Source organism: Planococcus sp. ANT_H30, assembly GCF_008369335.1.
Classification (GTDB): domain Bacteria; phylum Bacillota; class Bacilli; order Bacillales_A; family Planococcaceae; genus Planococcus; species Planococcus kocurii.
On the sequence record NZ_VOBJ01000003.1, the window covers coordinates 348,223 to 369,524 of the forward strand.

Annotated in this window: 20 protein-coding genes; 3 read left to right on the forward strand and 17 right to left on the reverse strand. The window is 43.6% G+C overall.

Annotation, left to right across the window (positions count from 1 at the left end):
- Window positions 1-11 precede the first annotated feature (11 nt).
- On the reverse strand, window positions 12-356 hold the full coding sequence (gene flaG, locus FQ085_RS10200) for a flagellar protein FlaG (RefSeq protein ID WP_149456515.1): 345 nt from the start codon (window positions 354-356) through the stop codon (window positions 12-14).
- A gap of 306 nt (window positions 357-662) precedes the next feature.
- On the reverse strand, window positions 663-1,403 hold the full coding sequence (locus FQ085_RS10205; protein WP_149456516.1) for a glucosaminidase domain-containing protein: 741 nt from the start codon (window positions 1,401-1,403) through the stop codon (window positions 663-665).
- Between the two features lie 355 nt (window positions 1,404-1,758).
- Here FQ085_RS10205 and FQ085_RS10210 point away from each other — a divergent pair, with 355 nt between their 5' ends.
- Entirely contained in the window at window positions 1,759-2,121 is a 363-nt protein-coding gene (locus FQ085_RS10210; protein WP_149456517.1) for a type II toxin-antitoxin system RelE/ParE family toxin, read from the forward strand.
- A 1-nt stretch (window position 2,122) separates the two neighbouring features.
- On the forward strand, window positions 2,123-2,434 hold the full coding sequence (locus tag FQ085_RS10215) for a helix-turn-helix domain-containing protein (protein ID WP_149456518.1): 312 nt from the start codon (window positions 2,123-2,125) through the stop codon (window positions 2,432-2,434).
- Between the two features lie 83 nt (window positions 2,435-2,517).
- On the opposite strand, the gene FQ085_RS10220 is transcribed toward FQ085_RS10215, so the two are convergent.
- The 10 genes from FQ085_RS10220 to FQ085_RS10265 form a co-directional block, all read right to left on the reverse strand.
- Entirely contained in the window at window positions 2,518-3,039 is a 522-nt protein-coding gene (locus FQ085_RS10220) for a hypothetical protein (RefSeq protein WP_149456519.1), read from the reverse strand.
- Between the two features lie 74 nt (window positions 3,040-3,113).
- The gene (locus tag FQ085_RS10225; RefSeq protein ID WP_149456520.1) at window positions 3,114-3,290 is read right to left on the reverse strand and encodes a YjfB family protein; all 177 of its coding nucleotides are present in this window, start codon (window positions 3,288-3,290) and stop codon (window positions 3,114-3,116) included.
- Window positions 3,291-3,718: 428 nt separating this feature from the next.
- Window positions 3,719-3,853, reverse strand: a complete 135-nt coding sequence (locus FQ085_RS10230) for a flagellin (protein ID WP_058386684.1) — start codon at window positions 3,851-3,853, stop codon at window positions 3,719-3,721.
- 320 nt (window positions 3,854-4,173) lie between these two features.
- The gene (locus tag FQ085_RS18395; protein WP_149456521.1) at window positions 4,174-5,415 is read right to left on the reverse strand and encodes a flagellin N-terminal helical domain-containing protein; all 1,242 of its coding nucleotides are present in this window, start codon (window positions 5,413-5,415) and stop codon (window positions 4,174-4,176) included.
- A 229-nt stretch (window positions 5,416-5,644) separates the two neighbouring features.
- Window positions 5,645-5,869, reverse strand: coding sequence for a carbon storage regulator CsrA (csrA, locus tag FQ085_RS10240; RefSeq protein WP_149456522.1), 225 nt, complete (start codon window positions 5,867-5,869; stop codon window positions 5,645-5,647).
- 3 nt (window positions 5,870-5,872) lie between these two features.
- A complete protein-coding gene (gene fliW, locus FQ085_RS10245; protein WP_149456523.1) occupies window positions 5,873-6,328 on the reverse strand; it encodes a flagellar assembly protein FliW in 456 nt (151 codons plus the stop codon).
- Window positions 6,329-6,433: 105 nt separating this feature from the next.
- On the reverse strand, window positions 6,434-8,266 hold the full coding sequence (locus FQ085_RS10250) for an adenylate/guanylate cyclase domain-containing protein (protein ID WP_262499783.1): 1,833 nt from the start codon (window positions 8,264-8,266) through the stop codon (window positions 6,434-6,436).
- Between the two features lie 2 nt (window positions 8,267-8,268).
- The gene (locus tag FQ085_RS10255) at window positions 8,269-8,613 is read right to left on the reverse strand and encodes a DUF3307 domain-containing protein (RefSeq protein ID WP_071154076.1); all 345 of its coding nucleotides are present in this window, start codon (window positions 8,611-8,613) and stop codon (window positions 8,269-8,271) included.
- On the reverse strand, window positions 8,610-9,761 hold the full coding sequence (locus tag FQ085_RS10260) for a GAF and HD-GYP domain-containing protein (RefSeq protein ID WP_149456525.1): 1,152 nt from the start codon (window positions 9,759-9,761) through the stop codon (window positions 8,610-8,612). Before FQ085_RS10260 ends, FQ085_RS10255 begins: the two co-directional genes overlap by 4 nt.
- Before the next feature lie 466 nt (window positions 9,762-10,227).
- Entirely contained in the window at window positions 10,228-11,658 is a 1,431-nt protein-coding gene (locus FQ085_RS10265; RefSeq protein ID WP_149456526.1) for a purine-cytosine permease family protein, read from the reverse strand.
- A 417-nt stretch (window positions 11,659-12,075) separates the two neighbouring features.
- On the opposite strand from FQ085_RS10265, the gene FQ085_RS10270 reads away from it, so the two are divergent.
- Entirely contained in the window at window positions 12,076-13,893 is a 1,818-nt protein-coding gene (locus FQ085_RS10270; RefSeq protein ID WP_149456527.1) for a putative bifunctional diguanylate cyclase/phosphodiesterase, read from the forward strand.
- Window positions 13,894-13,973: 80 nt separating this feature from the next.
- Here the strand turns inward: FQ085_RS10270 and FQ085_RS10275 are convergent, their stop codons facing one another.
- From FQ085_RS10275 to cdaA, 5 genes are all read right to left on the reverse strand, one after another.
- Window positions 13,974-14,792 (reverse strand): STAS domain-containing protein, encoded by an 819-nt coding sequence (locus FQ085_RS10275; RefSeq protein ID WP_078080037.1) that lies wholly within the window; start codon window positions 14,790-14,792, stop codon window positions 13,974-13,976.
- A 256-nt stretch (window positions 14,793-15,048) separates the two neighbouring features.
- Window positions 15,049-16,851: a glutamine--fructose-6-phosphate transaminase (isomerizing) gene (gene glmS / locus FQ085_RS10280; RefSeq protein ID WP_058386694.1), complete on the reverse strand. Its 1,803-nt coding sequence runs from the start codon at window positions 16,849-16,851 to the stop codon at window positions 15,049-15,051.
- A 1,110-nt stretch (window positions 16,852-17,961) separates the two neighbouring features.
- Window positions 17,962-19,311: a phosphoglucosamine mutase gene (gene glmM, locus FQ085_RS10290; RefSeq protein ID WP_058386695.1), complete on the reverse strand. Its 1,350-nt coding sequence runs from the start codon at window positions 19,309-19,311 to the stop codon at window positions 17,962-17,964.
- A 70-nt stretch (window positions 19,312-19,381) separates the two neighbouring features.
- Entirely contained in the window at window positions 19,382-20,386 is a 1,005-nt protein-coding gene (locus tag FQ085_RS10295) for a CdaR family protein (RefSeq protein ID WP_058386696.1), read from the reverse strand.
- A complete protein-coding gene (gene cdaA, locus FQ085_RS10300; RefSeq protein ID WP_058386697.1) occupies window positions 20,379-21,215 on the reverse strand; it encodes a diadenylate cyclase CdaA in 837 nt (278 codons plus the stop codon). Before cdaA ends, FQ085_RS10295 begins: the two co-directional genes overlap by 8 nt.
- Window positions 21,216-21,302 lie beyond the last annotated feature (87 nt).

Below are 21,302 nucleotides of genomic sequence, written 5' to 3' on the forward strand. Positions count from 1 at the left end.
TCACTCCGATCTTATAGTTTCTCATCCACCATGAGGCCTGCCATATCGGCCATCGAGGCATACATATCTAAAAATTTCTTGTTTGGAATTTCGCGTAAAATTTCCTCTGTTAACGAATTTATTACTTGAACGTAATAAACATTCATTTCTTCATGAAACTGAAATTTCACATTGGTCTGAGCTGATTCTAAAAATGTGTTCATGCTGTCGACTTTATCGGTAAGTGCTTCTTTCGTAATGGGTTGATGCGCTTCTTGGTGTTGGTTTTCTTCTGGAGCGATGGGTTGGTTCGGTACTACTGGGGTTGGTTCGCTCACTCTCGGAAATTCTATCGAAGGCAGTTTTGTTATTTCCATGTAGGTTACACTCCTCTCCCTTCAGATCGACTAAAGGGCTCTATATAGTAGTTATCGGCAGAACAGCAGATTTTTTTAGTAAAAAAGCAAAAAAAAATAAGACAGGTTTGTGAAAATGAAACCGCGCTGGTCGCTTTGGGGATGACTCCCGCAAGAAGCCAGGAAAACCACCTGTCTTCTTACTCCGTCTACCCCGTAGACGCGCCATCGCTAGCGTCTGGGTAAAAAAATATAAAGAAGAGGTATGGGAACAAGTTCGTCCCAATACCTCTTTTGTCTACACGCTCATATTTTCGAAAATCGATGTTATGTCAATTTGGAATATTGACTGCTGACACCTTGTGTCCAGTGGTTGTTTAATCCTGTCGGGTCGTTTGCGGCTCCAACGGGCGCGTATTTCGCACCGATTTTCGCGATGGTGTCTTTGCCTTCATTCAAATAATTTTGACGCAAATTGCGCGCCATGTCGAAAATGCTGTCTTCTACAGAAACATAGTTGCGCAGACCGTTTTTGCCCATCATGCCCGCAACGTTATTTTTATCGTTAACCGCGCGTGACGAGCCATTGCCCGTTTCGTGAATCGCAATCGCTGACAATAAATTTGGATCCAAGTCGTATTTTTTCCCGGCATTGATAAAGTGAGCGGCCGTTCCGTTTAATTTACCTTCTAATGTATTATCTAATTTGATAAATTGCGTCGGTTTAAACTTCAAGTCACTCGTGTCTGTTGCAGCCGTTGGAACTTCTTTTGTGTTAATCGGTGGAATTGTGACAGCTGGATTATAAGAATTCGTTAGTGGCGCTGTTAAAGGTGTCGTCAAAGTTGGCAATGAAACTTGAGCGCCTGTTTGCGGAGCTGTTCCTGTATTTGTTTGTTCCATGCTTTCCATCATGGCATTCATCAGCATCGCGAAAAACGTGCTAGGACTTGTCGAACTGCCGATAGAACTACTGTCACTGCCAGTTTGCCCCATAGCCGGCATCGATTTCGCCATCGTCGCGATCGTATTATATAAAAATAAATTAGAAGAAATTGGACTGGTCATTCAGCTGTCACACCCTTTGCTCGAGTTAATCTTGTTTAGTGTACAAGATTATGGGTGAAAAAAGAATAGGATAATTGTGGGAGGAAAAATTCTTACTTCAGGCGTCACAGTGACAGCCGCAAATGTTCCTTAATTTGCGACTGACGCTGGGAAACGAAAAGGTGACATTTCGAAAGAAAGTGATACTGTACTTTTACGCCAGGAGAGGAGCACGTTTTGCTTCTAGAAAGCTCTATTTACTTTTAAGTTCTTCGAGTTGAAAGGTAGCTTCATAGCTTGTTTTTTCTAACTTTGGACAATCGGAGATTTGTTCCTTATAATAAAGGGAAATATAACTTATGAGGTATATACTATTATGGATAATTTGAATTGGGAGACAAAGATATATGAAACAGAAGATGGAGCTTCTCCAATAGAAGAATTTTTGGACGCTCTTCCTGCTAAAGATACCGAGAAAATATTGAGGGACATTCAACTTTTACAACGGTTTGGTCCGCGTTGGGGCCACCCACATATCGATTATTTTAAGCATGAAAAAATTTATGAGTTAAGAGTAAAGCATAGCAGCAATATTTACCGCATCTTCTTCTTTACTTGGAAAGAAACTATCTTGCTTCTGACGCACGGCTTTACCAAGAAATCTCAAAAGACGCCAAAAGCTGAAATTCAGCGAGCTGTCCGAAGCCGCAAGGACTGGATAAATAGGAAGGGTGAATAATATGAATTTCGCGGAGCAATACGCAAAAAAACGGGCTGAAAAAGATCCGGATTTCGAAAAAATATGGAACGATCCCGAAGAACAAATCAACTTTCAGTTAAGAAAAGAATTGATCGCATTGAGATTACAGCTGGGACTGACCCAACAACAGTTTGCCGAATTGGTCGGGGTAGCTCAACCGCTCATCTCACGGTTAGAAAATGGCTCACAAAATATTACAGTTGAGAAGCTTCAGCGGATATTGGTTAGAACCCAAACAGGAGCACGGCTGAAGATTGAGATTGAACACGATGATTTGATTGCAAATAAATAAGATGTGATCTCTTGATGGGCTGGCTGGTGATTTTGCTTAGCCGGTCCTTACTTATAGCAACCTTTACAGGACTCGGTTTTAATTCAAAGGTATCCAGAAAAAATAGTTTTCAATTTTGTATCATGTTCGTCATTTAATTCCGACCAAATATGATTTACATACTCTCCATTTTCAAGCCATAAATATAAATCTATGAATTTTAACTTTTCTTCGATTCTTCCCACATTATGCAATTTAAGTATTTCTCCATTCTCAGTAATGGCGTAACCACTAACCGTTATAAATAAGTCGTGAGGATTTATCATTGTATCTAAATTATTAAAAATCAATACATTTGGGACGTTATGTTCTTTGTTAACAGCTTCAAATTGTTTAAAAGCTTTTCTAATGTGACGTTTAATAGCGTCTTCCGATGTATCGTTTTCTAAACCTACAAACTCTTTGTATTGTAAAGTTTTTTCCTCACAAAAAAACAAAATCGTATCTCTATTATTATTGAACACTTTGTAATCAGGCGTTTTTCCTTCTCCTTCTTCTATTTTCTGAGGCCAGAGATCCATCCCCTGTAAATAACTTTCGACATTTTTTTCTCCTGCTTTTGCCAACCTATTAAACCCCTTTCAATATTTTTAGACCATGGACAGTTCCATGGCCTTTTTATATTTCGATTAAATTCAGCTCACCCTTTTAAATCAACCGAACCGCCAATATGAGGCTGAACAGACTGCTCGAGCATCTTCACAACATCCTGACCATTTGTCTCCGCTTGATCAATCGTTTTCTTCATAATCGATACATTCGCTTCAGTTCTCACGCTTGCCTGACTCATTGCCATTGATAATGCAGCGATATCCATAGACGCGCCTCCTTATAGAAAAAGGAGCCTAAACTCAGGCTCCTCGATTTCTTAAAATTAACGTAGCAATTGTAGTACTTGCTGTGGTGCTTGGTTGGCTTGCTTTGCCGCTATGTCTTTCGATCATAGAATAGACTATATCTTCACCCTCACACTTGAGGGGCTGGGCACTTCGAATGGCGCTTGCCACCCTACGGATTTCATCGTCATAGCTTATGCCTTAGACGGTTTATCCTAGTCGTTGAACCTTCCCCAGAGTTTCCTCACAGGAGCTTGGCTGCTGATTATCCATTGGTGCATCCTCATCATTTTCAAACCGTCACGCTGACCGTTTCCAGTTACGTTGTGGTTGATGGGGCTTTAGGAAGTTCCAGCAATTCACCCAGTTATACTCTAACCCGTTACCCGGTTAGACGCCCTAAAATCAATTATCTCAACAGTTGTAAAACTGACTGATTCATTTGATTTGCTTGAGCCAGCATTGCTTGTGATGCTTGTGCAAGAATCGAGTTCTTTGTTTGTTCCATCATTTCTTTCGCCATCGTGCGAACATTTACTTTCATAAATGACTAGACTATATCTTCACCCTCTAGTATTAGTAGGGGCCGGGCACTTCGGGTCCACAGTACTGATGTATACTGTCTCACCTACGGATTTCATCACCATAGCTTTTGCCTTAGATGGTTTATCCTAGTCGTTGAACCTTCTCCACTCTTTCGAGACAGGAGCTTGGCTGCTGATTGCCCAATCTTTTATTTTTTCGAGCCGTCACGCTTGTCGTTTCCAACTACGTTGTGGCAATAAAAGCTTAAGGGCTTTCCAGCAATTCACCCGGTCGTAATCTCTGGCTGTTACCGGCCAGGACGACTGTACCTCCACTCGCTTACGCGGCTTCGGTATAATCAACATCGCGGATACGTGATTCCGCAGCTGTAATGTTTTCAGAAGAGGTGTTCAAGTTGTTGATTGTGTGATCTAAACGGTTTTGATTAGCTCCCAATTTCGAACGTTCAGAAGATACTGTGTTAATTGCATTATTAATTGTCGTGATAGCTGCTCCAGCATTTTCTCGTGTCGAAACGTCAATTCCGCCTACTTTAAATTCAGTACCTGCCGTTAATGCAACAGAAGAAGTTAGAATTGTTTCACTATCGGCGTTGACAAAAGTCGTTCCGTTAGCTGATGTACCAATAGTATCGCCATTTGAAGCTAGAAGATTAAAACCGGTTCCACCGTCACTTGTTACTGAGTATTCGCCAGCTTCTAGCTTATCATTGGTTAAAGTAACAGGAGGAGTTGCTGAGACTGTTGCTCCACTAGCAGATACTTGAACTGTTGCTCCGGCAGTTAAAGCAGACCCGAAAACTAAGTCTTCAGTTGCTTGAGTAGGAGTTCCGCCAGTGTCAGTTCCGCCACCAGTAAAGGTAGTACCATTTGAACTTGTAGCAACAGTAGCACCGTTACTATCCACTAAGTTAAGTGTGCCTGGAGCTCCTTCACTAATAGTATAACTGCCATCAATAATGGTATTCGCAGTCTGTGTTGTTCCATCAGTTGAAGCTTTAGTTAGCGTACCAGCCATAGGTGCTGCTCCACCTGCAGTAACTTCAGTTACTCCAGTTATATTCAAAGCATTACCTCTCATGTCGTTAATTTCGAGGTTAAGACTTTGCCCCTGGTTAGCTCCAATTTGGAAAGTTGCTTTGAAACTACCATCTGACAATTTTTTCGTATTAAATTCAGTATCGTTACCAATTCTTGAAATTTCTTTAGAAAGTTCGTTTACTTCCTCTTGAATTTCTTTGCGGTCATCATCTGTGTATGTATCGTTGGAAGATTGCACAGCTAACTCACGCATACGTTGAAGAATATCTTGAGTTTCGTTTAAAGCACCCTCAGCAGTTTGAATCAAAGATATACTGTCTTGAGCGTTTGTTGAAGCCTGTTCCAATCCGCGAATCTGACCGCGCATTTTCTCAGAAATTGTTAGTCCAGCTGCATCATCTTTCGCGCTGTTGATGCGAAGTCCTGATGACAATTTCTCCATGCTGTCCATTTGTGCGCTTTGAGCTGAGCCCATTTGACGGTGCGTGTTAAGTGCTGCGATATTGTGATTGATAATCATTGTGTATTACCTCCGTGTAATGTTTTTTGTTTTTTGTAAGCGTCCAAATCCTTTTGAACTGCCTTACAGTAGTTATATCGGAGGGCTTTGGTAAATGTTTAGGGTTTTTTGAAAAAAGATTTCGAATATTTTTTGCGCCCCCGCGGCAGCCACAATTGGAGGAACAATTGAGTCTGCCACCGTGGCGCGATTGGTATAGAAAAAGCCTGCAAATTTTGCAGGCTTTGGGTTATTTCTTTCGCAACCTCAAAAAATCACTCAAGTTGATAACATTCGAGGTTGCTTGTTTGTTTTCTTCTTGAATTTCTAAATAGACTTCTTTCCGGTGAATGGTGATTTGCTTTGGTGCGTTGATGCCGAGACGCACCATATCGCCTTCGATCGAAGTTACCGTGATTTCAATATCGTCGTTGATGACAATGGTTTCGCCTTTTTTGCGTCCGAGTACTAACATGTTCTACACCTGCCTTGCAACGGTGTTGTCGACTTGAAATAACGCCTGCTTGATTTGATAGTCTTTGTTGTTCAACACGATTTGCATGCCTTGTTGCTTTTTGTTGTTGATGACAAGTGGTGCTTTTAAGTTTGTTGTGGCGCTGCTAATGTCACCCTTGACTGTTACCGTCGTTAAAACGATGGCATCTGTCGGCTCTTCTAGCTGCAATCGCTCCACCATTTGCTCTTCTAGCTTGATGTCATAGTCTTTAAAAAACGTAAACGGATCAACTAAGAAAAAGCTCACTTCCACGTGTTCTACCGACTGCAAGAAAAAGAATGGCGACTCACCTTCTGTGTCTGCCGGGATCAATACATAGTCTTTGACCTCTTCAAATCCTGGAATTCCTTTATCAAACGTAATGACCCGCTCTTCTGCTAGTTCGATTTCTCCGAATTGTTCTGTTTGAATTTTCATGCCCAACTCCCTTTCCCTAACAAAAAAATGCCTCTTCAGATAAAGATATCTCAACAGGCATTTATTAACAATCAATTTTTATCGATTCCATCTAGTGGAAAGCACTCAAACGACCCATTCTTCCACCACTAAATTCTCCGCTAACCGAACCCGTACCAACTCCACTGCTACGTTGATGCCCTTTAACTCAGCCGAAAACTCTTCTAGTTGTACGTCCGCGCTGTTCAACAACTCCACCGACTCCGGTAGCGCGAGTACGTCTTTACTAAGGACAATGTCGCCGCCTTTGCCTTGCCCTTGAATGCGTGCGGCAATGTTCACGGTGCGGCCGAAATAATCGAGGCGTTCGTTGGAATTAACCGCGATGGCTGCTCCGCTGTACAAGCCGAGTCGCAACACCAAGTTTTCTTTCGCTGTCTTGTTAAACACTGCTAGGTTTTTTTGAATCGCCAGTGCCGCTTTCAGCCCGTCTTCTGGCTTATGGAAAACCGCCATGACGGCGTCGCCAATGGTTTTGACGACACTGCCGGAATTTCGGGCAATATGACCCGTCAGAAAGTCAAAATGATTGCGCACTTGTCCGTAAGCACTCGAGTCACCGGCCGTCTCATACAGCAGTGTGGAGCCTTTTAAATCGGTAAACAAGATCGTCACGTGATCGATGCCGATTTTCTGTCCGGGTGATAGCACTTCTGAAGAAAACAAATCCCTGAACTCTTGCATGGCAGTGACTTTAGCAGCCGTTACTGCTTGTTTGTTCCAATCGGCATGTTCTAATGCGACAACGATGTCTGCGCTGCTGGTGTTTGTGATTGCGACGTTTCGAGAGCCATTCACTGCACTTTGTGACCAGCCAAGATCCGTGTAAACAAGCTGGTTTGATTTTATTCCACTGTTCACAGACACATGGTCATTTGCCTGAAGCACGCGAAAACGTAGCGCGTCTTCGCCTTGTGGAACGACAAAGCTCGCGGTTTTGCCCCCTTCGATCACTTGCTGCGCTTTAACGTGCGGGGTGATCATTGGGCCGCCAATGCAATACACTTCGGCGTAGGCTTGACGTACCGTTGGATGAACTGAAAAATTCAACTCGACAAACTGATCAAAATTAGCGTCATAGTTTATGCCGCATAAATCGCAATGAAATTGCTGCTCTAGCTGTGCGAGTGAACCGTGTTCGACTTTTGAAACGCGGCAGTTCGGACAGATGACGTTCCAGCTGAGATTTAGTAATCCCGCTTTTGTGGCATACAGCAAGACGCGCAACACTTCGTCCAAATCGACGTTCCACAACTTAGCGACTTGCACGGGCTCGATTTGCGCGACGTCGTGATCGCCTTTATCCGCTAAATAACGATGCAACAACTCCACATAGTCTCCGTTGACCGGTGACTTTGCGAGTAGGGCCGATAACCGCTCGAGTTCGGGTAAGTTGGTATTCACCTTGCTTGTTTTTTGTGGTGCTTCTAAAACAGTCGTTGCTCCAGACTGTAAGTAATCATCGACATACCCCATGATTTTTTTGACAGCGGGCAGAGCGGTTACCCAAATCGCTCCGTAACCGATTACGTTAAGTGGCACAAAGCGAGCGGTCAGCTTGATCCGGGTTCCGTTTTCCGCGCTGTCGAATAGCTCGACTGTCAACGTGTAATGCTTCATCGGCCCGGTAAGATAACGGCGTTCGACTGTATAGCTCTCGTGTTCTTGCCACTGAAACGGAAACTCTTGCCAACTGATTGGCACAAGTCCGAGCACTTTGGCATGAGCTTCTCGGTAAAACACGTCCGCTCCGTCTTGCTTAGCCGGACTAAAGCGGACCGGAAACAAGCCAATAGACAAATTCATGCGGTTGTTGTCCGCAAGCAATTGCCAAACGGTTTTTCGGTCCAGTGCGTATTCTTTTTCAAGTATGTAGGTTTTCGGTTTCAATCGTTTCACTCCTAGGAAATCGCAATGGCAATGGCCAGTAAAATCACATGGAAAATTTGATCAGCCACAATCGACAACCACACTTTTTCTGGACCTTTCGCGGTTTGGATCCGTTCCACCCAGAACATAACGAAGGTTTTCCGGTCTAAGACAAGATGACCAATAAACACAATCGCTAGTGCGGGCAAAGACAATCCACCTGATAACATGCCAAAGACGGCAATCACCGCTGTGTAAACGGACACATGCGTGAATAACGGCAGCCACTTGGTCGCTTTGTATTTGGCCATCCAACTCGTTTGCAGTAAAAAGTCTCCAATTAAATGACCAAGCAATAACACATCAAACTGATTCATAAACGGTAGCCTCTTCCCTGCCCTGCTTCGTATTGTTCGATTTGGTAATTACAGCCCTGTAAAATCGCCGCAAATGCATCAACGACTCGGCTGTCGAACAAGCTCCCTTTGCAGCGCTGCAACTCTGCCACTCCCGACTCGAAAGAAGCACCTGCGCTATAAGAACGCGCTGTGGTCATGGCGTCAAACGCATCGGCAACTCCAACGATTCTAGCAAACAACGGGATGTTTTCGCCTGCCAAGCCATGTGGATAGCCGGTGCCATCAAGTCGCTCGTGATGGGACAACGCCGTTTCAATGGCATGAACCATGGCTTCTTTTGGTTCGATATTGGACAAGATACCTGCACCGATCACCGTATGTTGTTTAATAGTGGTATATTCATCCGTTGTTAGTCGTTCAGACTTTCTTAAAATGTTGTCCGGTATACCGATTTTTCCGATATCGTGCAAAAGAGCGGCTTTGTATAATTCTTCACAGCTTTGCGCATCCATTCCGAGTTTTTCGGCAATCCACAACGAATATTTCGCCACTCGCTCTGAATGACCCGCTGTATATGGGTCACGCGCATCTAGCACTTTCGCCAGTGTTCGTATCATGCTGAGCAACATGCGCTGCAGTTCGTCGTACATTTGGCTGTTGTGGAGTGCCAGCGCCGATTGGTTGGCAAGTGCTACTGCTAAACGGATGTCTTGTTCGGAGAAAAAAGCGATGTCTTTTTTGTTTAATAACTGCAAAGCACCTAGCACCTTGCCTTTCACTGCTAACGGAACGGTGATCATCGACTTGGTGATAAAGCCGCTCGAGTCGTCTACACGATTTGCCCAGTTTGGATGCCATGCGACGTTTTCGATCAACTCGGCTTTGCCTGTTTCGATCACTTTGCCGACAATGCCTTCATCTCTCTTTAATTCGATGTTGAGAATATCCGCTGAAGAAGGTCCGTACGCCGCGTCCGCTTTGATCGTTTGGCGCTCTCCGTCGAGTACCCACAAGGTTCCTGCTTCGGCTCCCACCACTTGTACCATCTGCAGCAAGATGCTTTCCAGCACTTCACCCATTTCCAAGTTTGAATTGAGCTGCTTAGAAGCTTCCAGTAACATCACCAGTTCGCGAACTTGGGATTCTAACTCTTTTAGTTGTGTCATGAACTTCCTCCGATAGCTGATCCGAATCAAAAACATTTTATTTTAGGTTGCATCTATTGAATTCATGCGTTTCGCCTGCTAATTTGCATCCTTTTTAGGAAACCAGTAGAAAAATTTCGTTTTTCACTGGACTCCGTCTCTTTGCACCGGCGAGGCGATGATGAAAAGTTCGTTTCCTTCGTTCACTATCTATCGTTTTATTGTTTCTTGTCGATCATAGCGCGGAATTTGCCATTATGCAATATTACCCAAATTATTTTATTTTTCTTTACTCAATTTGACATTCTTAGTAATTCGGCTTAAAAAAACCGCAACCTCTCCGATTTTGAGAGGTTGCGGTCGTGTTTGCTATTTTTTCCCACCAACTGCCGCACCTTCTCGGACGTTAAGCTCGAGCCTTTTTGCTTGAGCTCTTGTACTTCCTTCTAAGTGGAAATAGACGCTTACTTATTGCTTCTACTAAGCTTTAGATTTTTGATTCGGCAATCCAATCTTCTTTCGGAATATCGGTTGTTTCTTTTTTCAAATAATAACGGCCTTTTGTAGCTACCGCTAAAACCACTGTTAAAATCGAGGCTAAAACCAATGCGAAAAATGCGGCTGTGCTTTGCAGGAAAGTTCCCATGTAGCCGAGTGCTGCGATTGTTCCGATGGCAGTTGGCACGAGCAACGACACGACGCCGACTGGATTCCATTTGTATAGATTTTTCTGCCTCGATTCGTAATAGCCCGGACCGATGTTCAGCCATTTTTTGACGACCAATGCATCCGTCACTAAAATCGAAGCCCAGCTCATCAGCGCCACACCTTGGAACGTCATTGCCGTATCTAAATGGTCAACGATTCCACCAAGCATGAGCATCATCGCTGTGACACTGGATACCACTACCCAAAAACGGCGCCCGGGTGTAAAGCCAAACATATTTTCAAAAAAGCTCGACAAGGATAGTGAGCTGCTGTAGATATTGGTAATGTTGATGCGGATTTGCGTCAGCATCGTAAACAGCACACCGCCAAGCCCAAGCAACACCACAATGTAAATGCCGGGATTTGATTCGCCGAGCGTTACGCCAAACCAAATACCGAGACCTCCCATAACGCCAAAACAGAAAATTTGTGGAATAAACCCAATGGCAACCGAACCGATTTTCAAATCTTTTGGCTTTAAGAAACGCGCGTAATCAGAAGCGATCAACGCCGTTAATCCCATAATGCCGTGTTGCATCCCGATGCACAACAGCAACGCCGTTCCACCGATTTGGACACCTTCTGGCATATATGTCCAAAAGCTGCCGTCATATTGTGATGTCGTATTGAAAGCAACGACAATCGCCGCAATCAAAAATACGGCAAATAACGGCAATGACCATTTCTGCAATTTATCCAATTGGTTAATGCCAAACCAATTTAACGGAATGACAACTGTGCCAAATACAACGATCAAGAGCCATGTGGGGATGGCGGGGAAATAGGTATGGACAGCAGTGACCAAAATCATGCCTTCAAACGCACAATACATGATAAAGTTCGATGCATAGATTAAGGAAGTTAACGAGGCCCCGATGTAACCGAACCCTCCGCGGGATAATAAATTGACGTTCATGCCGGATTTGGCCGATAGGTAAACGATGATGGTTCCGAGGATGCCTGCAACGAGTATCGCGTAGGTGGCGGAAATGATGGCATTGGCAGCTCCAAATTGCAAAGCCATGACACTTCCCATTTGGAAGTAAAAAATAGCGGTTGCGATGCCGAACGTAATATTGGTGATACTCAACCAGCCCATGTTACGTTCTTCACGCGGAACACGGTCAAACGTATAATCGCCTGTGGATTCATCTCCATAGCTTTTTTTCTTGCCAATCAATTGGTGATCTGCGGTAATCTCAGATCTCATTTGATCATTCCTTTCGTATTCATTTTTTACTGTCTTTTGGAAAAGATAGGAGCTTGTCTATTTCCGTTCATTTGCAAAAGGAGAAGGGCATCGAAGCTTGTACATCCCTCATAAAAAGACAAAAAAACGAATTTTCTCCGCTCACGAGTGTTGCTGCAGCGGAAAGAATCACGTTCTTTTCTATTGTAGCATAACAGTTGTACGCTCACTGTTTTTCCATAATCAACTTATCCCATCGATTCAACTCGCACAAATGGACAAAGTCCCCATTCGCAGAAACCAAAATCCTTTCATACCCAGTTTGAAAGAACATTTTTTTAGCAATTAATGTATATTTTTATGCTATGCTGTGTAAACAAACTTTTAACAACTACTAGCCTTAGTAAATTTTTTTATAAAGGAGACTTTGCTTACTCCATGGATATTTTTTCACTGCCCACTCATTTTTTAGTCCCGATGCTATCCACTGTTTTTATTTTTTTACTGATTTCACTGTTTGTCTATTTGCGACATCGTCAGGATTTCAAACTAAAAGTCAGCTCTGCTGAATCAGAAAAGAAATTTGAATCCATTTTCGAATCGACGACAGATGCCATCATCGTAGCTGATCAAACGGGCATCATTATGCAATGGAATTCAGGTGCCGAATCCATTTTCGGTTACAGCAAAGAAGAGGCACTCGGCTCCAATCTGGAAATCATTATTCCGGAGTCCTTTGTAGAAGCTCACCGAAAAGGTTTACAACGTTACCTGGATACCGCTGTTCCGCATGTAATTGGTCAGCGAATTGAATTGATGGGTGAGCGCAAAGACGGCAGCGAGTTTCCGATTGAAATGTCTCTCAGCACATGGAAAAGCGATAAAGTTGTCTTTTTCGGAAGCATCATTCGCGACATCACCAAGCGAAGAGAGGCAGAAGAAAAAATTCACAGCCTTGTCTACAAAGATTCCTTAACCGGTTTACCCAATCGGCGACTGTTTAATGACCACTTGGTTTCACTACTTAACGATGTCGACAATAAACAGCCTTTTGCTCTGCTGTACATCGATTTGGATCATTTCAAAATGGTGAATGATACGTATAGCCATTCTGTAGGAGATCAATTGTTGATGGAAGTGGCTGCGCGTTTTCAAAGCATCGCATATGAACATGACACCATTTCCCGGTTGAGCGGAGATGAGTTCATTATGTTATTGCAAAATACAGATAAGACCCAAGCGGCAAATCATGCGCGTATAATTTTAGAGCTCTTTAAAAAGCCTTTTCGTTTCCAGCCGGAAGAATTATTTGTTACGCCTTCTATCGGCATCAGTATGTACCCTACTGATGGAACCGATTTAGATACGTTGGTAAAAAATGCAGATATTGCGCTGTATCAAGCAAAAGCACGAAGCAAAAACAATTTTCAGTTTTTCACAAAAGAAATCAATCAATCCGTTTTGAGAAAGTCTAAATTGGCCATTGATTTGAGAAAAGGCTTGGAGCATGATGAATTCTTTATTCATTACCAGCCACAAATCGATTTGAAAACCGAACAACTAGTTGGCTTGGAAGCTTTAGTTCGCTGGAATCATCCGGAATGGGGCGCAATTTCACCTGCTGAGTTTATTCCGATTGCTGAAGATACCGGAAGCATCGTCCAACTTGGTGAATACGTCTTGCGTCAAGCTTGTCTGCAAAACAAAGCTTGGCAACGAGCAGGATTGCCGAAGTTTCGCGTAGCCGTCAATATTTCTTCTCACCAGTTTTCGCAATCCAATTTGACGGAAACGGTCCATGCGGCATTAATAGATTCAGGACTTGAACCTCGTTATTTGGAACTCGAACTGACTGAAAGCATTATTCAAAGCTCTTCTACAGCTATTGCGACGATGAACGAACTCAAAACCATGGGCGTTTATTTGTCGATTGATGACTTTGGCACCGGTTATTCGTCGCTTCGTTACTTAAAGCTATTCCCGATTGATACGCTGAAAATCGATCAATATTTTATTCGGAATATTATTACCGATCTAAAAGACGCAGCACTTGTCGCGACTATCATCCGTATGGCTAATGACCTTCAGTTAAACGTCATTGCGGAAGGTGTTGAAACAGCTGAACAATTTCAATTCTTGAAACAAAAAGACTGCAACCAAGCGCAAGGGTACTACTTTAATCGCCCGCTCCCTCCTACAGAAATTGAACGACTTTACCGACCGGCACACAATACGCAATCGCCTTCTCACAGTTGATGCATACATAATGAGCGAGCCAATCAAATAAAGCCACGTCCCGCAATAAATTGCGGGACGTGGCTTTATTGTTGTTTCAGTTATTTCACGCTTTCTAACGCTTGCTTTACAGTTGCATAGGTCTCAGCATCTAGCATATCAATGCCGCTGCGAACGATGGCTTGAACCAAGTCAGGCCGCAATCCCGCAATAATCACATGAATTCCCATCAACCGAAGTGTTCCTCCAATTTGTTGGAGAGACTGCGCAATGTGGTCATCGATTGTCAAAACACCTGAAAAGTCCGTAATGACGTGATTGACATCCATCTCGGCAATTCGTGGAATGACGTTGTTCATAATATGAGCGATTCGGTAACTATCCATTACCCCAATTAGCGGCAACACGACGACGTCTTCTAAAACCGGTACAATCGGTGCTGATAAACTGATTAACTCAACGCGCGTCTCTGCTTGGTGCCTTTCAGTAAGTCGTTCAAATGCATAAAAGGTCTCATTTAAACTAACATCTAACATAGCATTGATCGCTTTGATCGCTTTCATGCTCTCGACAACAGACAAGTCGAATTGCAAACTAAGGCGTGTAAAAATCTCTGAAAACACTTCACGCGTTACCGGATAACGAATAACAATTGCCGAAATTTGCCCTCCTGAAGAAACTTGAATTTCAGCATTTTTTTTGCTCCATTCGATTAAAGCTTCTGGCACTTCGACTTGTTGACCTTCAAGGAGAGAGTAACCAAAAAAACCAAGCAATTCAATGTACATTGCAGTTGCTCGTTCTCTTTCCCAATCCGGAATATCCAAGCTCGCTTCTTGCATCACTGAATCGACTACTTCTGCTGACAATAGTTCAGCGTTTTCACTTATGTATTTGGAAAATTCTTTAAAAGAAGACATCTATTTCACACCTTTTTCTTATATTGCTTTGATTATACCATTGGGCAGGGAGCGGATAGAAATTTAACCACTACTGTGTGGAGAATTTTTAAAGGAGTGTTTTTCAAAAATCTAGCTAAGCTCATCAACTCAAAATCCCCCCTTCGGATTTCCATCCGAAGGGGGGATTTTTGAGTAGTTCATGAAAATAGAAAGCCAAACAGTTAGGCTCACCCGCTAGAGGCTGTCAATCAACAGTTGATGCATTTAACACTCTTTACTCAACCGTTACCGACTTCGCCAAGTTACGCGGCTTATCAACGTCACAATCGCGGTGAAGCGCTGCGTAATAGCTGATCAGCTGCATTGGGATAACCGATACTAGCGGTGACAGCAATTCGTTTACTTTCGGCAAGACCAGGCTATCGCCTTCTTCTTGTAAGCCTTCCATCGAAATGATGCACGTGTGTGCCCCGCGTGCCGCTACTTCTTTCACGTTACCACGGATGTTCAAGTTTACCGCTTCTTGCGTGGCAAGTGCGATAACCGGTGTGCCTTCTTCGATCAAGGCAATTGTTCCGTGCTTTAGTTCCCCGCCTGCAAAACCTTCTGCTTGGATATACGAAATTTCTTTTAATTTCAATGAACCTTCAAGTCCCACGAAATAATCCATGACGCGTCCGATAAAGAAGCAATTGCGAGTTGTCGACAAGAATTCTGTCGCAATTTGTTCCATTTCTTCTTTTGAATCGACTTGTGCTTGAATCGCATTGGCAACAATTCCTAGCTCTTGAACCAAATCAAAACCGATATCAATGCCGCGTGCTTCTGCCGTTACAGCAGCTAAAATCGACAAGACTGCGAGTTGTGCTGTGTACGCTTTTGTTGACGCAACCGCAATTTCAGGACCTGCAAACAACAATAAGGTATGGTCAGACTCACGTGACAACGTAGATCCTGCAACGTTTGTAATGGTTAACGATGCGTGACCCATTTCTTTGATCTTCACCAATACTTGACGGCTATCCGCAGTTTCACCTGATTGCGAAATAAAGATGAACAATGGTTTTTCCGATAGCAATGGCATATTGTAGCCAAATTCGCTTGAAACATGCACTTCAACTGGGATACCCGCTAATTTTTCAATATACTCTTTGCCGATCAATCCTGCGTGGTAGCTCGTACCCGCCGCGATAATGTGGATGCGGTCAGCTGCTTGCATCGCTTCTAGAATTTCTGGTTGGATGGTCAATTTATCGTGTTCGTTTTGGTATGCTTGAACGATCTTGCGGACAACCGCTGGCTGCTCGTCAATTTCTTTCAACATATAATGTGGGTATGTGCCTTTTTCAATATCGCTCATGTCGATTTCAGCAGTAAATGGCATACGGCTTACCGATTGGCCATCCAACGTTAAAATATCGACGCTGTCCTTACGAACGATGACGATTTCTTTGTCCATTAATTCCACAAACTGATCTGTTAATTGCAGCATCGCCATAGCGTCTGATGCGATAACGTTAAAATCTTCACCCAGACCGACAAGTAGCGGGCTCTTGTTTTTCGCTACAAAAATTGTTTGTTCTTCTTCTGCGTCTAATAACGCAATGGCATACGAACCTTTCAGTAAAGTTAGTGCTTTACTGAAAGCATCTTGTGTAGACTGGCCTTCTTCAACGAATTTCCCGATCAATTGAACGATGATCTCGGTATCCGTATCCGACTCCATTTCCACACCAGCCAAATAATCGCGCTGAATATGATGATAGTTTTCAATCACACCGTTATGCACAAGCGTAAAACGGTCCGATGTATTTTGGTGCGGGTGCGCGTTGGCACGTGTTGGCTTGCCGTGTGTCGCCCAGCGTGTATGGCCGATTCCTGTAGAACCCATAACCTCTTCGTCTACAACGCCACGTAAATCAGCAATACGTCCTTTTTCTTTAAACACTTTGACGCCACTGCCGTTACGAACCGCAATTCCAGCTGAATCATAACCGCGGTATTCTAAACGCTCTAAGCCTTTCAATAAAATTTCCTTTGAATCATTTTCACCAATATATCCTACTATTCCACACATAATGTAATTCCTCCATTTGTCTAAGTCAAATAAGCGTTTGCTCTTACGCAAACACCTTTGTTTTGAGCCCATCCATCTTGTTGTCCAATCGATCACTCGACTGTTTTAAGAATAGACATAACGACCAGGCTTCATGGCCGGAAGGGATCCGCCGAAATCTCGATACTCCTTCTCCTCGTCTACTGAAGATGACTTGTCCGTCCATTTCTTCAGTACAGGCGCTATAATTGTTTTCCTCGCAGCTACTTCGATCCTCCTTTTTCTGCGGTCGTAAACCAACTCTACTATCATACAGTGTCCACACAATCCCGTCAATTAAAGCAAATAGTTATTTAGGTCTATTTCATCATTTTTTTCCGTATACTGGTTGATTTATCTGTAAAAATACATTTTCAACACGTTACAATTTTGATGTAAATCAAACAGTTGATAGGTTTATCGCTTTTTTAAAACGCTTATGGTTCTCCAGCCACGAGCTATTCCGCAAACCAGCTCCGCTGTCCTGCGGGCTTGCACCGAACTAACTCGGGCTATGCGCCCGAGTGGATTTTGGTACTTCGCTGTCCCGCGGGAGTCTCCGCTAGTTTGCTCCATAGCTAGAGAATTGAGATCGTACGGACGCGGGGGTCTCAGAATCCGAACCAGGAAACCGACTCGCTTCACACCGTTCAACGATCCTGACACTCGATTAAATCCGTTAGAAGCGAACATACGAACGGCTGTGATGCGCCTATTTTTTCTGTCGGGAATCTCAGCAACTACTTGAAGTGCAAGTGCTCGACACCTGCAGGACCAGCGCGTGGCGAAGACCCTGGAGCGAACACAGTGAGTGAAGCTGCTGAGGCCGTGCCCGCGGAAAGCGAGCGCTGGAACGGAAAGCAGCCACCCTTATGCTCATTCCTTTGAAACACAGAAAAGTGCTTGACTACAGACAAGAAAGCGTCCGTCTATTATGCTTTCTTCGTTTCTCTCTTTCCACTCATTTACCCCAAAACTCGATCATAGAACCAATCTGACAAAAAAGCTTCTCCAACTACGGTTATCCAAAACTTTCTAAACAAGCAAAAGTCCGTAAGCAAGATGCTTACGGACTGGGACTAGTTGATTTGATTAGTTTAAGCCCATTTCGCAACGTACCACTTCTGCGATACGTTCTACGTAGCTTTCACAGTCTTCTGATGAAGCGGCTTCTACCATAATGCGGACAAGTGGCTCTGTGCCCGATGGACGGACAAGCACACGGCCGTTGCCATTCATTTCTTTTTCGACTTCAGAAATGACGTCTGCAACTTTCGCGTTGTCTGTTACTGCGTGTTTATCTGTTACACGAATATTTACAAGTTTTTGAGGGAAAATCGTCATATCAGACGCCAGTTCAGACAATTTCTTGCCGGTAATTTTCATAATATTTACTAGTTGAAGACCTGTTAACAAGCCATCGCCTGTCGTATTGTAATCAAGGAAAATGATATGACCCGATTGTTCGCCGCCCAAGTTGTAATCATTTTTCTTCATTTCTTCGACTACATAACGGTCACCAACAGCGGTTTTGTTGCTCTTCATGCCGTGGCTTTCTAATGCTTTGTAAAAGCCCATGTTGCTCATAACAGTCGATACGACCGTATCTTTTTTCAGACGGCCTTCTGAATGCAAGTGCTTCGCACAAATATACATAATTTGATCGCCATCTACAATTTGCCCTTTTTCATCGACTGCGATTAAACGATCGCCGTCTCCGTCAAATGCCAAACCAATGTCTGCGCCTTTAGCAAGTACCAGTTCTGCTAATTTCTCAGGATGTGTAGAACCTACACCTGCGTTAATATTCAAGCCATTTGGTGACGCACCCATTGACGTAATGTCAGCATCTAAGTCAGCAAAGACATGCGTTGCCAGTGTAGATGTGGCACCGTGTGCACAGTCAAGTGCTACCAGAATGCCTTCGAATTCTTCATCAACCGTTTGTTTTAAGTATTGAAGGTATTTCTGTCCGCCTTCGAAATAATCGGTAATGCTACCAAGATCGCCACCCGTTGGACGTGGCAATAGATCTTCAGCGCTATCTAATAATGCTTCAATTTCCGCTTCTTGTGCATCCGACAGTTTAAAACCGTCTGAACCAAAGAATTTGATGCCGTTGTCTTCTACTGGATTGTGTGAAGCAGAAATCATCACGCCCGCTTCTGCACTCATGACACGTGTTAAATAAGAGACACCGGGTGTACTAATAACGCCAAGACGCATCACTTCTGCACCTACAGAAAGTAGCCCTGCTGCTAAAGCACCTTCTAGCATTTCGCCTGAAATTCGTGTATCACGACCGATTAGCACTTTCGGCTTGTCTTTCGCACTTTTTGTCAAAATGTATCCGCCAATGCGACCTAATTTAAACGCCAATTCAGGTGTTAACTCACTGTTTGCAACTCCACGTACTCCATCTGTTCCAAAATATTTTCCCATTACCATACTCGCTCCTTCAGTCAATTGCTTCAATTTAGTTTATTTGATGCTTCTTTCATGTCTAAAGCATTTATGACTCTGTATTATCGACCACTTCTGAATCTTTTTGATCTGTCGGTCGTTTTGCAGAATCGTCAATTACCGTTTCGGCTTCTACCGTTACTTGTCCTGGTGACACCGCAGAAGCTCCCGCAGGAATGTCCAGTTCTACCTCTAAGGTACTATCTTTAGCCGTGACCAGTGCAGCGTCTGCTTCAACGACGTATTCGGTAATTTCATCTACGACACTTTTGGGGCCGAAAATTTGGATTTCTTCCGTCGTTGTCGTCCAATTTTTAATGGTAATGCCGGTACCGGCTTTGCCAGTCGGTTCAATTCTTACCGGCACGGTTTTGCTGTATTCAACAACTTCAACCGCGACTTCCACTTCTGCCGGTTCGATTTCTGCACTTTCCAGCTTCGTCAAATCTTCTGCTAGCACCCGAACGCGGGCGGCGGTGTTGAAGGATTCCTTGACGCCTTGCTCACCAGAAACCGTAGCTTTGACAAAGCTGATAGCGTCTATCATGCTTTTAGGACCCGTTACAATGACCGTTTCTGGATCGACTGATACGTTATCCAAAATATAACCATCCGCTAACATCCGCTCATTGATTTCTGGATCTACACGGAATTCTTGCGACACCCGCTCTTCAATGACGACATTAACAAACGCCGGATCGACTCGAACCGTTAATTGTTCAGAAAGATTTTCAGTTTGAATCGGGACTTGGTGCTCGCCCATCGGCAAATTACGCAAATCCACAAATAAGGTGAAGTCTTCTAATTGGCGTGCCGTTTGTACGACACTTACAGGGCCGCTCAAATGCAAATCAGCGGTTTTTGGGACACCGCTAACCATCAAACTATTGTCATGGTAGACCTCAAGTTCTACTTCTTCAATCACTTCCGACACACGGCTAGTATCTGTTGTCACCGCGGAATTATCGTCTGCCTGTACCGAGAAAAATAAAAGGAAGGCTAATAACAGCGCCGTAATCCGTAAAAACCAGCGATTGTCCATCATCTTATCCATTCTTTTTCCCCCTCCACTTCCACCAAGGAAGAGTGACTTCTTGCTGTTCTGCGCCAAACCAGATTCGACGAAGCTTTACTTCAAAGTCTTCAAGTGATAAATTACGGTGCAAATCGCCATTTGCTGTTAAGCTGATGGCGCCTGTTTCTTCTGACACGACAATGGTAATCGCATCCGTCACTTCACTAATGCCAAGAGCGGCACGGTGACGCGTTCCGAGTTCTTTTGAAATGAACGGACTTTCAGACAGTGGCAAATAACAAGCCGCTGCGGCAATTCGGTTTTTTTGAACAATTACCGCTCCGTCGTGCAGCGGTGTGTTTGGAATGAATAAATTGATCATTAATTCAGATGTTAAATCTGAGTTCATTGGAATGCCGGTCTCAATGTATTCACTCAATCCTGTTTCGCGTTCAATCGATACCAATGCCCCAATGCGTCGTTTTGCCATATAGCTAACGGACTTGGACATCGCTTCAATCAATCGGTTGCGTTCGGACTCTTCGTTTAATGTACTGCTAGAGAACAATTTGCCACGCCCGAGCTGTTCAAGTGCGCGACGCAATTCCGGTTGGAAAATAATAATAATGGCTAAAAAGCCCCATTCTAATACTTGTTGCATAATCCAGCCTAACGTTTCCAAGTTAAGTGCTTGTGTCACGAGGCGCGCGATAATAATAACAAAGATCCCTTTTAACAATTGAACCGCTTTTGTTCCTTTGATAACGGTGATCAATTTATAAACAACAAACCACACCAATAAAATGTCGATGATGTTTGCTAGAAGTCTAAATGATGTTTGGTCGGTTAAATTTTCAAAAAAAGGCATCTGCAACCCTCGCTTTTCTACATCTGCATATGCATTTATTATAGCATAAGTGAATTGGGCTTGCCTTCATAGAAAAAACCCATCCTT